Genomic DNA, 13,575 nt, shown 5'->3' with positions numbered 1-13,575 from the left:
GTATCAATTACGAAATAGTTGCGTATGAAGTGTTTAGGTTTATTATTTCATGACCACATAACAGCAATAAAGATAAGGCGTTTTGGAAGAATAAGTTCCTAAACTACATGACCATTTCTAAATCTTCATCTTCACAATCACGGTCCTGACGGTCCATGAGGGCGTTAAGGATCAGTTCAGCCAGACGGATGGCACCTTTGTAACCAACGATCGGCATGTACGAATGGACATAACGATCAATGACCGGGAAGCCAACACGAACCAGAGGAATATCCTCAGCTCGGGCAACTTGCTTGCCATGGGTTCCGCCGATTAACAAGTCAACTGGATCATTTTTAATCCATTGGTGAAGTTCAAATAAATCGCCAGACTGTTTAGCAGTACAGCCTTCGACGCCGAATTTTTCCAGTAACGCATTGGCTTTTCTCTCAAAAGCAGCACCAGGAGTACCAGTTACCATATATTTTGGAATCATTCCCATTTCCAGCGCGATTTGAGCCATGCCTAAAACAGTATCCGGATCTCCAAAGATAGCGACCGTTTTATTGTTGGTATATTGATGTGAATCTAACAGGATATCCATTAACTGGCCCCGTTCTTCTTCAATTTCATAAGGGACTTCATTTTTAGAGAACTGGTTTAGTGCCATAATAAAGGCATCGGTATTTTCCACACCAATTGGTAGTGGTAGCGTTTTGTAAGGAACTTTACATTTCTTTTCAAGGAAATCGGCTGGGAATTCAGATGTTAATTCACCTAATCCTAAGGTCAGCTCACAGTTTCCAAGATCTCTAATATCCGGAATGGAGGTTCCGCCTTTGGGATACATGGTGTAGTTGCCAGTCATTGGAGCATCGAGAACGCCGCTGGTATCTGGAAGCATGATGAACTCAGTGCCCATCAGCTTCATCAGTCGTTTCATTTCCCGCATATCACCAGGATTAACAAATCCCGGGAAGAGGGCTAATTTACCATTTTTTTCGCCAGTTGCTTCAGATAGATATTTAATAAATCCGGCGATCATGTTATAATAACCAGTAATATGTGAACCAACATAACTTGGCGTATTGGTGTGAACGACCAATTTGCCTTCAGGTACTTTCGCATCCTGGATGTAACCGTTAAGGTCATCACCGATAGTTTCACTTAAACAGGTGGTGTGAACGGCAATGATTTCAGGGTCGTAAATATCAAAAATGTTTTTAATCGCCGTTTTCAAGTTGGAGCCGCCGCCGAATACGGAAGCGCCTTCGGTAAATGAACTGGAAGATGCAATAGCTGGATCTTTAAAATGTCGGGTTAAAAACATACGATGAAATGAACAGCATCCCTGTGAGCCATGGCTATGTGGCATACATTGGTGAACACCCAGGGCGGCGTACATTGCACCAACTGGTTGACATGTTTTTATCGGATTGATTCGTAAGGTGGATCGGTCCGATAATTTTTTTGGGGTTAATTCTAACATTATTCCATACCTCCTAAGCTGCCGACTAACGTGGGCTCACTTTTCCAGGGCGCCTGAACCATGTTCCAGACTGGGGTATAAGTGGCCATTGTAATGTCTTTGGCGAAATTTAATGCTCCTCTGAAGCCAGCATAGGGACCGCTGTAATCATAGGAATGTAATTGTCGTGATGGGACACCTGATTTTTGAACAATAAATTTGTCTTTAATACCAGAGAAGAAAATATCAGGTTTTAGCTCTTTTAAAAATTCTTCGGTTTCGAAATGGTTGAAGTCATCAGTGATGATGGCGCCTTCGGCAATATCATTCCATAAGCCATCGTATTTTTCGATGGGAACGCCAGCTGCTTTAAGTTCTTCAATTTTTTCTGGGGTATGGAAGGTTTTGTAGTTTGCCTCGTCTTTAGTGACAGTAATACTTTCAATATTTTTTGAATCCGCATCGATCTTAATAGAAGGAATAACATCGCGGCCTTCATAATCATCACGATGTCCAAATTCATAGCCGGCCAGAATTACATCGACGCCTAAGTATTTCAATAGGTTGATATAATGATGGGTACGCGATCCGCCGACATAAACAGCCGCTTTCTTACCATCCAGTTTTGACTTGTAGTAAGCCATGCCTTCTTCGATTTCGTCCAGTTCTTCAGCGATAACTTCTTCTGTTCGAGCCAACAAGGCTGGGTCTCCGAAGTAAGTGGCAATATCCATCAAGGAGCTTTTGATACTTTCCAGACCAATAAAATTGACCTTGATCCAATCCATGCCATATTTTGTTTTCATCATTTCAGCAATATAGTTGATTGAACGGTGACATTGAACCAGGTTTAAATCAGCGGTATGAGCATTTTTAAGATCTGCATAGCTACCATCACCCGTCATTACTGAGACAACGTTATAACCGATTCGCTTTAATATACGTTCAACTTCCCAGCCGTCGCCACCGATGTTGTATTCGCCCAAAAGGTTAATGGAATATTTTTGAGGTTCTGCATCACCAGTTCCGATGATGTATTTCATTAGACCGTTGTTGGCAATATGGTGACCACCGGATTGGCTGACGCCTTTATAACCTTCACAACTGAATGCCAGTACTTTAATGCCATACATTTTTTCAGCTTCAGCGGCAACGGCATGGATGTCATCACCGATTAGTCCAACCGGGCAGGTTGAGCTGATCATAATACATTCCGGGTTAAAGATTTCAACCGCTTCTTTAATAGCTTGTCGCAGTTTCTTTTCACCACCAAAGACGATGTCTGTTTCCTGCATATCAGTTGAAAAACTGTATTGGGTAAAGTCTTTGGTACTTTCATCACTTTTGGCTTTATTTCGTCGGGTTCCCCAGGTGTAGTAAGCGCAGCCGATGGGACCATGAACGATGTTGACAACATCTTTTAAGGGACCAATAACAACCCCTTTACAACCGGCATAGCAACAGCCTCGGTTGGTCATGATGCCTGGGATTGCCCGGGTGTCGGCGGCGATGACTTGCGGTTCGCCAGCTTCAATTTCAATGACGTGTTCTTTTCTGTTTTTATATATCTTAGAGCTATATTTATCGAGTACTTTATCTCTTGAATCCATTCAAATCACCTCTTTCTAAAATGCATCCGCATTTTTTTCGCCACTTCGTACACGAATGGACTCCATAATTGGGATGACGAAAATTTTACCATCGCCGGGATTTCCGGTTTGATTGTTGTCGATGAGAATGGAAACAACCTTGCTGACATCTGCATCGTCACAAATAACGGTGAAAAACCGTTTCGGAATTAACCGGGATGATTCTGTTAATGATTCACCCATAGTTGAAACAGGCATTTCACCGGCATCAACAATATCCTGAATAATAGATAAATCAATGGTTTTCTTGCCACGACCGAGCACCTTTAAGCAAGTAAAAGCAGGAAAGCCTTCGTTGACAAGTGCTTCTTTGGTCTGGTTCACTTTATTCTGTCGAATAATCGCCATAACTTCTTTCATATCAATTCCTCCTTTTACAGGCCGGCTGTTCCAGTACTGATTGTATAGGCTTCCTCAACTGGAGAAATGAAAATACGACCATCTCCAAAAGTACCATCCTTGCCGGTTTTTGCATTTTTCATAATTATTTTACAAACATCATCTTTATCTTCGTCTTTAACAATGCAGAGCAGCATTACTTTAGGGATTTCATCGTAATAAACGTCTCCAACTTTAATTCCCTTTTGTTTCCCACGTCCATATACATCCAGTTTAGTTACGGCTGAGAAGCCAGCGGATAACATTTCGGATAAAACAACTCCTGTTTTTTCAGGTCTGATAATTGCGCGTACCATTAACATATGTAAAACCTACCTTTCACGATTCAAATCTAAAAATTAATTACTATAATTAAATATCCATTAAGCCATGTTCCATCAATAGCTCTTCCAGTCGATCCTGATGCATTGGGGTTGGAACAACAAACATTTTGTTACTGTCGACAGCAGCCGCCAGATTACGGTATTCCTGAGCTTGAACGGCGGTATCGTCAAATTCCAGAACGGTTTTCTTATTGATTTCAGCTCGCTGAACCATGTTGTCACGGGGTACAAAGTAAATCATCTGGCTGCCCAGTTCTTTAGCAAAGGCATCAACTAATTCTCTTTCACCATCAACATTACGGCTGTTACAGATGATTCCACCTAAACGAACGCCACCGCTTGAAGCGTATTTCTGAACCCCTTTGGCGATATTGTTGGCAGCATATAAGGCCATCATCTCACCTGATGCAACGATATAGATTTCTTGAGCTTTTCCTTCACGGATTGGCATTGCGAAACCACCGCAAACAACGTCACCCAGTACATCATAAAATACATAATCCAGATCTTCGGTATAGGCACCTAATTGTTCCAGCATCCCGATGGAAGTAATAATTCCTCGGCCGGCACAGCCAACGCCTGGTTCAGGACCACCTGATTCCACACATTGAATGCCGCGGAATCCTGGTTTTAGGATTGCATCCAGTTCAATTTCTTCACCTTCTTCGCGAAGCGTATCCAATACGGTTTTTTGTGCTAGACCACCAAGCAACAACCGTGTTGAATCGGCTTTTGGATCACATCCAACTACCATGATGTTTTTGTCCATTAAACCAAGTCCTGCGGTGAGGTTTTGAGTTGTGGTAGATTTACCAATACCACCTTTACCATAAATAGCGATTTGTCTCATAATCGTTCCTCCTGAGTGTGAAAAATTTTAAGATCCAATGCAAGTTTTTCGGCAAAAAGTAAAGAAGTCTTGGCCTTTCACAACAGTGTAAAAGGTAAGACTTCCTTGTCTAAAAAACTTATTTTGTTTTGCATAAACGAAAAGATCTTAACCGGCCGCCTTGATTGAGCAGCAAATTAAGACCTCTTTGTCTAAATAGGGTAGGATGTGAGGGAACAAAAAAGGTCTCAGCGCTTACCCAATTGTAAGGAGCTGAGACCACATTGTCTTCGTCAAATCCGTATTGCATTGTTTTCTATGGGCTTATTATCCATGGAATTGAGGGATAAGTCAAGCAGCTTCGCTTGTAAACCCTTTTCAAAGTGAAATGGGTTTAAGAATTGGCCGGCGGTGCGACGGTTTTATTTGGGCCCAAACCAGGATTGTACTTTAGTTAGCTGAGGTGTTATTCAAGTGATAGGTGGGCTGAAATCATTTTCACGGGTTCACAATGTTTTTGAGTCGAAACAACTTTTTCTTACCCGGATAAAACTTAAGTAATTCTTAAGCTTTTGACTGCTTGCGATGGAAATCAGCCGCAGCTAGAGCAGGAAGAACAGTCGCCGCAGGACTTTTTCATCGGATCATGAACCAGAATGGCCCGAACGGTGGCGGTTTTTAAATCCACCGTTACAATATCATCCTGAATGATTTCCATTTTGTCATCGCTAAAAACAATCGTCATCGGTTCAGGAACCAGTATTTCTGGATCCAGGGTGCCTGGCTTCATCAGCGGCTGGACGAACTGTTTCCCTTCCGGCGCGGTGATCATCAGGCCGTTATTGCCGGTGATCAAGGATCTGATCACACCGGTGGGGGAATAGTTGACTGAATTTTCGTCGCAATTAATGCCATGGGCATTGCTGTCATAGGCGATCACAATCCCGATCGGGGTCACAATGGGTTCCGGCAGAGCGGGCTCAAAACTTTTCAATTCGCCATTTTCATATAAGGAGAAGCCGTAGCGTACCTTCACCAGCCCATCGGGACTATTAATTTCGATGGTTTCCTGGGGCCACATGGTCAGGCTCTTGAGGGCACCGCTTTCATAAAAGCAGAGGCTCACGACCTTGGCGGAAAAGGCCCCCACTGCCAGATCAAAGGCAATTGGTTTGGCCAGCGTGTATTCGTCGTTCTCGGTCCAGTAGCCATTGATCCGACCGTTAAGGGGAAACAAACGGTGGATTCGGCCGTTTTCATAAAAACTGATCCGCTCGGCGGATAGGGTTCCCAGGGAGGTGATCACTTCGGTAGCGTTTTCCAGATCAATGCTTTTGATCTGGCCGCTTTTGAAAAATTCCAGGGCTAGCCCCTCGCGATTTCTCAGGTTTGCGGGGCCATAGTTGGGAACCAGAATGCCCACAGGGGTATTGATGGTATTGGGTTCGTCGAAGGCGCAGCCTTTGGGCGAACCATCAGTATAGGTTTCTAAAAAGGTGATCCCGGTGAGGGGACCATATTTTTCAGTTTGGCAGGTTGACATGACGTGCTCCTTTTATTCACAGCCAGCATGGGTGATGACCACATGTTGGGGGGAATCATTTTTATTTTCTTCGGATTTTTCGGCAATGCTATAGTTAAGCTGCATTTCCGGTAATTGGTGGTCAAACCATGGCGGGATATGGTCACAGACTACTTCCAGGGCGTAAAAGGGGGTTTCTTTTAAAAAGGGTAACAGGGCCATTTTGGAACTCATTTCCGGGTGCTTTTTCTGCACCTGGGTTAAATCAAAGCGGTAATAACCAGGAACATCGGTTTCTTCCGGAGTCCGGGCCAGCAGGCTGGCATCTTCTTTAGCTTCCTCGTCCTGACTGATCAGATCGGCCTGGATGGCATCCAGTAACTCCAGATCAAAGTCTTCGGATTCGCAGATAATAAAGCCGGAACGGTCAAAAACCTGATAAGGAATACCGATGATGGACTTGGCAATGATGATCCGGCAGTCATTGAAGGCGCCCAACATCTGACTGATGTTTTCCCGAATTGAAGCTAATCCGCCCGACAGATCACAGCTAAAGGGAATCGGATCGGATTTGCCCCAACCGTTGTCGGATTTGGTATAGAAGATAAAATTGGTCATCTCATCAAACCGGGCAATCCGATTGGTATCATCACAAAAAACAGCCATTACATTTACATTTTTTTTCATTTGTTCACCTCATTGAATCGAATCATTACGGATTATTGATTTAAAACAGAACTGTTTAAAATTAGTTGTAGTATAGCACAGAAATAAAAAAGTGCGACTGAATTAACTCTAATTCGGTGAAAAAACGATTGCAGAAATTTGCTGTTTTAAGAATAATGACCGGTTATTTGGAACGAAAAGTGGCAAAATGGCGCGGATCAAAACGAAAACCCCCTGATAAAATCAGGGGGCATGACCTTACGGAAAGGGCAGGGATTATTGCTGATCATCATCGCTGAACTGGTCTTCCAGTTTTTTCTGTCGTTTTTTCACCAGGGTGCCAGTGACAAACAAGGCGACAAAGATCAGGGCAAACAGTAGTGCAAAGATAAAGGCCGTCAGAGTGCCGAGCGCCAGCAGATTGTCTTGTAAATAAGCGTTATTCATGTACATTGTAAGGGCATAAATGACGGCAAAGGCCCCAGAGCCGATGAGGCTGTAGATCAGGTAGTTTTTGGTGGTGGGTTTACTGTAAAAATCCCACTGACCTTTTTTATAACAGCCGACCATAACCCCGCCACAGCTGATCATAAAGATGGTCCATTCAAAACCCCATTGGCTAAAAGGAGCATTGAGAAACATTGACTGAACAATGATGCTGCCCAGCAGCAGCCAGAAAACAATCCAAAAACAGACATGCTCTATTTTATATAACTCCAGTTCCTGGCGCTCATCTACTACTTTTTTAAATTTTTTCATTGTCGTTTTCCTCCCAAAATAAATCGTTTAACGTTTTTCCTAGCGCTTTACAGATGGCGATACATAATTGTAAAGATGGGTTAAATTTACCGGTTTCAATCATTCCAATGGTTTGTCTGGTGACGCCGACCTGTTTGGCCAGCTCTTCCTGGGAGATATCTTTCTCAGCTCGGGCCACCTTTAATTTTAAATTTTTCATCTGATCACTCCTTACATGACATATAGTACAGTATAGAGGATATAATGTCAAGTATATATTGCATAATGTCAAACATAAAAAGCAGATACAATTATCTGCTGGTTAGGGAAAGGGCTTTTGGGGGACGGCTGACGGCACTGACCAATCGTTAATCAGCGGTACGATTGCGCTAAAATAAAAATGACAATTGTTGGCTGCCGTGTTCCAGTTTGTACCGAGAGACGATATCTTCCATTTTGTAAAGCAGGCCCTGGCGCTGGCATTCCCGGGTGAAGACGTTCCAGAGACTTTTGGCCTGGGGGCTGGCGCAGCTGTAGGCGTTGCCGAAGCTGCGGAGATATTCTTTTTTGATGCCAGGGAAATGGGCGTCCAGCTGGTCGTAAAAATAGAGCCGCTGGGAATCCCGGAGGGTCACCCCAAAGGCGGGGTAAATAAAGCGGGCGCCATGTTCGGCCGCCGCAGTTACAATACTCCTGATATTTGCCGGGGTATCGTTAATAAAGGGGAGAATCGGCATCAGCAGAACGCCGGCAAAGATACCGCGGTCGGTCAGATCTTGGATGGCGGCAAAGCGGTTTGAACTGGGCGCGGCCCGGGGTTCGATGATTTGGGCCAGCTGATCGTCGGCACAGGTGATCGTGATTTTGACAATCACCGGCGACCGTTGTTGGATGGCGGCGAGCAGATCGCTATCCCGGGTCACTAGGGGACTTTTAGTGGCAATGGCCACCCCGAAGCCATAATTTTTAAACAGCTCCAAGGCTTGGCGGGTCAGCTGATGCTGTTTTTCCTGGGGATTATAGGGATCACTCATGGCACCAGTACCGACAACACCTTTTAGAGTCTTGCGTCGCAGGTTATCCTCCAGAATGGCTAGGGCGCTTTCTTTAGCCCGGACCTGATCAAAGGCTTCAATCCCATAACAGTCACTGCGGCTGTCGCAATAGATGCAGCCATGGGAACAGCCGCGATAGATATTCATATTATAGTCGGTGCCGAACCAGAAATTATTTTTGGTCCGGGTCAGCATATTTTTAGCCGGGATGGTTTCCATAAATACCCTTTCTTCGGTAGTACCGTGAGCTTTGGTGCCGGTTTGCGGAAAAAGACATAAAAGCAATTATTGTTCAACAAACGCCATTTAACAATTGCTAATAGTTCAACTGTTTTTAACAATCAGGCCGAGCAATTTGGCCAGTGCGGCGGCCTGGTAGGTGGAGACAATGGCGCCATTTAATGCTTCAATAGAGACGATCAAGCCGTCGATCTGGCTGCTGGTAAAATCCAGTCCTTTCAGCGGCGTTTTGAAAAAACTGGCGGCCTCAAAATTGACGTCATCAAGCTGGATCTGTGCTAGCTTGCACTCAGAAACAGTGCTATAACTGAAATCGCACTGAGAAATTTCCAGGGCCTTGAGTTTGGTTTTACTGAAATTGGCATACTGAAAATTGCTGTCAGAAAAGCAAATGTTCTCTAATTGAGCCTGGTGAAAATCAACTCCTACCATTTTGCAGGAAATGAATTCGCAACGATTAAAATAACCGTCGGTAAATTCGCTATTGGATAGATTGCAGGACTGAAAACGGAGGTCCCGGCAATCTGCTTTTTCAAAGCGGCAATCGGTGAATTCACAGTTTTCAAAAACAGATCCCCGGAAGGACAGGTGAGAAAAATCAAGTTCGTTCAGGGTTAAGTCTTTTAAGTACTTGTTTTCGATATCTATTTCTTCTTCCCGGGCCCAGGCCATCAGCGCTGGCAAATCCTCAGTGAAATCCAGGTCAGGGAGAATGTTTGGTTTTGATCGTTTCATAAAGCCTCCGTTATGGTGATGGTTTATGATTAGTTTAACATGAGTTTAAAAACTGTACAATTAAATAGGCTTCAGATATTTGCAATTTTTATTGATAAAGTTTATAATTTTCACCAGAGTCATTGTGATAATACGAACAAACAGGAGTGAAAATGGAAACATCTCAACGTATCCAAAAAATGGGGGAACCCGCCCTTTTAAAATACTATCCTTTGGTGAGTGAAGCTCAAAAAAAAGGGAAAAAGGTTTATTTTTTAAACATCGGCCAACCGGATATCAAAACCCCGGTCGGATTTTTAGACAGTGTCAACGGTATTGACCAGGAAGTCTTATCCTATCAGGCTCCGGAGGGGATCATCGAGCTCCGGGAAGCGGCCTGTGATTATTACCGGCGGCTGGGTCTGGATTACGACATCAGTGATCTTTTTGTTACCAACGGTGGTAGTGAAGCGCTTCTGTTTACCTTTATCGGGATCTGTAATGCCGGGGATGAAATCCTCACCGCTGAGCCGCTTTACAGTATTTATAAAGAAATGGCTGCCGCTACTGACGTCAACCTGGTTGGTTTTAAAACCTATGCCGAAGACGGCTTTGCTCTGCCGGATACGGCGGTGATTGAAGCCGCCATTACCCCGCGAACCCGAGCGCTGTTAATGACCAATCCCGGGAATCCCACCGGCAAGGTCTTTTCTAAGGAAGAAATTGAGGTGATGGTGAAACTGGCCATCAAACATAATCTTTATCTGATCTCGGATGAGGTCTACCGGGAGTTTGTCTACGACAGTCAGGGCTATCTGAGTCCGGCGCAATATCAGGAACTGGCCCAGCATTTTATCCTGATCGACAGTATTTCCAAACGTTACAGCGCCTGTGGGGCCCGGATCGGTTTTATTGTGTCCAAAAATAAAACCCTGATGAATCAGCTCAAAAAGCTGGTTCAGATGCGGCTGTCGGTTTCTACGGTAGATCAGATCGGGGCGGTTTCACTGCTGAAGCTGGATGGTCACTTTTTTGATGGGATTCTAAAGGAATATACCTGCCGGCGGGAGATTGTTTACGCCGCCCTTAAGGAAATTCCCGGTGTCATCTGCAAAGAACCCCGGGGGGCCTTTTACTTTATGGCCAAGCTGCCGATCAAAGAGGCCTGTCATTTTATCGAGTGGCTGATCAACGAGTTTGATTATCAGGGTGAAACGGTGCTCTTATCCCCGGCCAATGATTTTTATTTAAACCCTCAGGACGGTGCCGACGAGGTGCGCATCGCCTATGTGCTTAACGGCGAGGACATGAAAAAAAGTATGGAGATTTTAAAACACGGCCTGACTGCCTACGCTCAGGCTTTTCCGGAGCAATGTAAATAAGCTGCCAACCGCAGCCCGAAGCGATAAATTAAGAAAACAACAAGGAGAACAAATTGAAAATTAAGTCAGTACAGAAAGGTCAGGATTATCTTGGCTTTTTATTTATAAAGTCGCAGATGACCAAAACAGCCACCAATGGCAGCCGTTATTTTAACATGGTGTTGAACGATGCCGATTTTGACGAAATTGATGGCAAAAAATGGGACGTCAAACCGGAAGATGAGGAAATCTTCACCAATGGCAAACTGGTTAAAATTAAAGGTAAGGTCCAGGAATTCAACAACCGACTGCAGCTGATTGTCGAAAAAATGCGGCTGGTCGATGAAACCGATGAGGTGAGCATTAATGATTTTATTGAAACGGTACCAGTAGATATCGACGAGATGCTAGGTTACATCAATGATACTATCGACGATTTTAGTAATGCTGACATCGCTGCCATCACTAAAAAAATATTTGGCGACCAGACCGCGACCTTGAGTTATTTTCCGGCGGCCAAAAAGCATCATCATGCCATCAAGGGCGGACTGCTCTACCATACCTATTCGATGCTGAGAATCGGCAAAGGGCTGGTGGGGATTTACCCCTTCATTAATAAGGATCTGCTCTATGCCGGCATCATTTTGCACGATATCGGCAAAATCAATGAAATGGTCTCTGACGAAAACGGATCAGTTTCTGACTATACCCCAGAGGGCAAAATGCTGGGCCACATCACCCAGGAAATTGTCGAACTGGAACTGGTGGGTCAGTCACTGGGTACCGACCCCGAGGTGTTGATGATGCTCAAACATATGATTCTATCCCATCATTACCAGCCGGAATTCGGCAGTCCCAAACGACCGATGTTCCCGGAAGCTGAGCTGCTCCACCATATTGACATGATCGATGCCCGGATGTACACCATGGAACAGGCCCTGAACCGGGTGGAACCGGGCAGTTTCACCGAACCCAACTGGAGTCTTGACGGCATCAGTCTGTATCGCCGCAGTTTTGAATAGGAGCTGCTGATGAGTCTTGTTTATCAGGAAAAGAAGCGGGTCGCCTGTTACGAATCTGATTTCACTGAAAAAATGCTGCCCACCACCGCCATGAATTATTTTCAGGAAGCCTCCACCAACCAGGGCAATCAGCTGGGTCTGGGTGGGGACTATTTAAAAGAAAATAATTTGGCCTGGTTTCTGGTTAAATATTGTATCCACTTTAACGACTATCCCCACTATCAGGACGAGGTTGCGGTGACCACCCGGGCTACCGGGATGGAGAAATTCTGTGCCACCCGACGCTTTACTATTGAAGACGGGGCGGGAATCGAAAAAGTAGTTGCTGATACCCAGTGGCTGCTGATTAATCGGGAGACCGAAAAGATGGAGCGCATCGACGAACATCCAGAGATGGCGGCTTATCAGTGCTTTGAAAAAGGGGAACCGATCTTTAAAAAAATTTCGAAGATCAATCAAATTGATCTGGAAAAATCCTTCTCGGTCCGGTTTCTCGATATTGATTTCAATAAGCATGTCAATCATGTTAAGTATCTGGCCTGGGCCATCGAGGTCCTACCCCTGGAAGTGGTCAAAACCAAGGTGCTATCGGAAGCCAAGATTGTTTACAAGGCCCAGTGCTTTTACGGGGATCAGGTTCGGGCATTAGGGGAACAGCTGGCCGAAAACCACTATCGGGTTGATATTGTCAATCAGGACGACCTGGTTATGTGTCAGTTGGAACTAATTCTGAAATGAAATGGTTGAGAAAATCGCCTTCGCCTTGTTATTGGCGGAGGTTTTTCTGTTGCCGGAAAAATCATCAGAAGAAAAATAGTAAATAGATATAAATTTACAAAGAATGTTATAAAACGCTTTCAAAGAAAATAAAACGGGGTATTTGTAAAAAGATTGATATAAAATTGAAAAATAAATCAAATAATAGAAATGAAATATACAAAAAACGAGAAAAATATGAATGAAAAGCATCTAGAGTAAAAAATGATACAAAACTAACAAATGAAATTAGCAATCAGCTCCAAATAATAGTAAAATTTTATCATAACTATTGTTTGATTTTTAGCATGGAATCGGTTAAACTTATAATAGTTGTTAAATATTTATCAAAGTATTGGAGGAAAAAAATGGGATTTAAATCAGATATTGAGATTGCACAAGAGGCTACACCACAGGATATTCGTGAGATAGCAAAGAAATTGGGGTTAACAGAGGATGATCTGGATTTATACGGAAAGTATAAAGCCAAGGTTGATTACAATCTGTTAAAGAAATCAACCGGCAAAAAAGCCCGGTTAATCTTAACCACTGCCATCAATCCAACACCAGCCGGTGAAGGAAAAACCACCACCACAATCGGGGTTGCCGATGGTTTATCACGAATTGGTAAAAATACCCTGGTAGCNTTAAGAGAGCCTTCTTTAGGACCAGTATTCGGCGTTAAAGGCGGAGCAGCCGGCGGCGGATACGCTCAGGTTGTCCCAATGGAAGATATCAACCTGCATTTTACCGGCGATTTCCATGCCATCGGAGCAGCCAACAATTTACTGGCAGCAATGCTGGACAATCATATTAAACAAGGCAACGAACTGAAAATCGACGCCAAGAAAATT

At 44.0% G+C, this 13,575-nt stretch carries 15 protein-coding genes; 4 read left to right on the top strand and 11 right to left on the bottom strand.

Annotated features, from left to right (window positions below; genetic code table 11):
* Positions 1-103: 103 nt before the first annotated feature.
* The 11 genes from A3KS_RS0111310 to A3KS_RS20985 form a co-directional block, all read right to left on the bottom strand.
* Positions 104-1,468, bottom strand: coding sequence for a nitrogenase component 1 (locus A3KS_RS0111310; protein ID WP_026395015.1), 1,365 nt, complete (start codon positions 1,466-1,468; stop codon positions 104-106).
* Positions 1,468-3,057 carry a nitrogenase molybdenum-iron protein alpha chain gene (nifD, locus tag A3KS_RS0111305; protein WP_026395014.1) on the bottom strand — a complete coding sequence of 530 codons (1,590 nt, stop codon included), beginning with the start codon at positions 3,055-3,057 and terminating at the stop codon, positions 1,468-1,470. The genes A3KS_RS0111310 and nifD overlap by 1 nt, the downstream gene beginning before the upstream one ends.
* A 15-nt stretch (positions 3,058-3,072) precedes the next feature.
* Positions 3,073-3,456: a P-II family nitrogen regulator gene (locus A3KS_RS0111300; RefSeq protein WP_026395013.1), complete on the bottom strand. Its 384-nt coding sequence runs from the start codon at positions 3,454-3,456 to the stop codon at positions 3,073-3,075.
* Positions 3,457-3,470: 14 nt separating this feature from the next.
* On the bottom strand, positions 3,471-3,797 hold the full coding sequence (locus tag A3KS_RS0111295; RefSeq protein WP_026395012.1) for a P-II family nitrogen regulator: 327 nt from the start codon (positions 3,795-3,797) through the stop codon (positions 3,471-3,473).
* Positions 3,798-3,846: 49 nt separating this feature from the next.
* Positions 3,847-4,668 carry a nitrogenase iron protein gene (gene nifH / locus A3KS_RS0111290; protein WP_026395011.1) on the bottom strand — a complete coding sequence of 274 codons (822 nt, stop codon included), beginning with the start codon at positions 4,666-4,668 and terminating at the stop codon, positions 3,847-3,849.
* Between the two features lie 571 nt (positions 4,669-5,239).
* Positions 5,240-6,190 carry a toxin-antitoxin system YwqK family antitoxin gene (locus A3KS_RS20990; protein WP_051355825.1) on the bottom strand — a complete coding sequence of 317 codons (951 nt, stop codon included), beginning with the start codon at positions 6,188-6,190 and terminating at the stop codon, positions 5,240-5,242.
* A 12-nt stretch (positions 6,191-6,202) separates the two neighbouring features.
* Entirely contained in the window at positions 6,203-6,856 is a 654-nt protein-coding gene (locus A3KS_RS0111280; protein WP_026395010.1) for a Fe-only nitrogenase accessory AnfO family protein, read from the bottom strand.
* A gap of 255 nt (positions 6,857-7,111) precedes the next feature.
* Positions 7,112-7,594 (bottom strand): DUF6773 family protein, encoded by a 483-nt coding sequence (locus tag A3KS_RS0111275; protein WP_026395009.1) that lies wholly within the window; start codon positions 7,592-7,594, stop codon positions 7,112-7,114.
* Positions 7,581-7,793 (bottom strand): helix-turn-helix transcriptional regulator, encoded by a 213-nt coding sequence (locus A3KS_RS0111270; RefSeq protein WP_026395008.1) that lies wholly within the window; start codon positions 7,791-7,793, stop codon positions 7,581-7,583. The genes A3KS_RS0111275 and A3KS_RS0111270 overlap by 14 nt, the downstream gene beginning before the upstream one ends.
* Positions 7,794-7,962: 169 nt before the next feature.
* The gene (locus A3KS_RS0111265; RefSeq protein ID WP_026395007.1) at positions 7,963-8,847 is read right to left on the bottom strand and encodes an SPL family radical SAM protein; all 885 of its coding nucleotides are present in this window, start codon (positions 8,845-8,847) and stop codon (positions 7,963-7,965) included.
* 105 nt (positions 8,848-8,952) lie between these two features.
* A complete protein-coding gene (locus tag A3KS_RS20985; RefSeq protein ID WP_051355824.1) occupies positions 8,953-9,603 on the bottom strand; it encodes a pentapeptide repeat-containing protein in 651 nt (216 codons plus the stop codon).
* Positions 9,604-9,755: 152 nt separating this feature from the next.
* Here A3KS_RS20985 and A3KS_RS0111255 point away from each other — a divergent pair, with 152 nt between their 5' ends.
* From A3KS_RS0111255 to A3KS_RS20975, 4 genes are all read left to right on the top strand, one after another.
* A complete protein-coding gene (locus A3KS_RS0111255; protein WP_026395006.1) occupies positions 9,756-10,964 on the top strand; it encodes a pyridoxal phosphate-dependent aminotransferase in 1,209 nt (402 codons plus the stop codon).
* A gap of 53 nt (positions 10,965-11,017) precedes the next feature.
* Entirely contained in the window at positions 11,018-11,965 is a 948-nt protein-coding gene (locus A3KS_RS0111250; RefSeq protein WP_026395005.1) for a 3'-5' exoribonuclease YhaM family protein, read from the top strand.
* A gap of 9 nt (positions 11,966-11,974) precedes the next feature.
* Positions 11,975-12,703: an acyl-[acyl-carrier-protein] thioesterase gene (locus tag A3KS_RS20980; RefSeq protein ID WP_051355823.1), complete on the top strand. Its 729-nt coding sequence runs from the start codon at positions 11,975-11,977 to the stop codon at positions 12,701-12,703.
* Positions 12,704-13,089: 386 nt separating this feature from the next.
* On the top strand, positions 13,090-13,575 hold a 486-nt coding region (locus A3KS_RS20975; protein WP_026395888.1), incomplete at its 3' end, for a formate--tetrahydrofolate ligase.

Origin of the sequence: Acetobacterium malicum subsp. dehalogenans DSM 11527, assembly GCF_000472665.1 — a bacterium.
Lineage (GTDB): Bacteria > Bacillota > Clostridia > Eubacteriales > Eubacteriaceae > Acetobacterium > Acetobacterium malicum.
The sequence above is the reverse complement of the archived record's forward strand: the minus strand, read 5'-3'. Positions and strand labels throughout refer to the sequence as shown.

What these genes read in the sequence shown, in the direction of transcription:
- A3KS_RS0111280 (WP_026395010.1), bottom strand. Translation starts at nt 6,856, where the DNA reads ATGAAAAAAAATGTAAATGTAATGGCTGTTTTTTGTGATGATACCAAT.
- A3KS_RS0111255 (WP_026395006.1), top strand. Translation starts at nt 9,756, where the DNA reads ATGGAAACATCTCAACGTATCCAAAAAATGGGGGAACCCGCCCTTTTA.
- nifH (WP_026395011.1), bottom strand. Translation starts at nt 4,668, where the DNA reads ATGAGACAAATCGCTATTTATGGTAAAGGTGGTATTGGTAAATCTACC.
- A3KS_RS0111295 (WP_026395012.1), bottom strand. Translation starts at nt 3,797, where the DNA reads ATGTTAATGGTACGCGCAATTATCAGACCTGAAAAAACAGGAGTTGTT.
- A3KS_RS0111265 (WP_026395007.1), bottom strand. Translation starts at nt 8,847, where the DNA reads ATGGAAACCATCCCGGCTAAAAATATGCTGACCCGGACCAAAAATAAT.
- A3KS_RS20990 (WP_051355825.1), bottom strand. Translation starts at nt 6,190, where the DNA reads ATGTCAACCTGCCAAACTGAAAAATATGGTCCCCTCACCGGGATCACC.
- A3KS_RS0111275 (WP_026395009.1), bottom strand. Translation starts at nt 7,594, where the DNA reads ATGAAAAAATTTAAAAAAGTAGTAGATGAGCGCCAGGAACTGGAGTTA.
- nifD (WP_026395014.1), bottom strand. Translation starts at nt 3,057, where the DNA reads ATGGATTCAAGAGATAAAGTACTCGATAAATATAGCTCTAAGATATAT.
- A3KS_RS0111300 (WP_026395013.1), bottom strand. Translation starts at nt 3,456, where the DNA reads ATGAAAGAAGTTATGGCGATTATTCGACAGAATAAAGTGAACCAGACC.
- A3KS_RS20985 (WP_051355824.1), bottom strand. Translation starts at nt 9,603, where the DNA reads ATGAAACGATCAAAACCAAACATTCTCCCTGACCTGGATTTCACTGAG.
- A3KS_RS0111310 (WP_026395015.1), bottom strand. Translation starts at nt 1,468, where the DNA reads ATGTTAGAATTAACCCCAAAAAAATTATCGGACCGATCCACCTTACGA.
- A3KS_RS0111270 (WP_026395008.1), bottom strand. Translation starts at nt 7,793, where the DNA reads ATGAAAAATTTAAAATTAAAGGTGGCCCGAGCTGAGAAAGATATCTCC.
- A3KS_RS20980 (WP_051355823.1), top strand. Translation starts at nt 11,975, where the DNA reads ATGAGTCTTGTTTATCAGGAAAAGAAGCGGGTCGCCTGTTACGAATCT.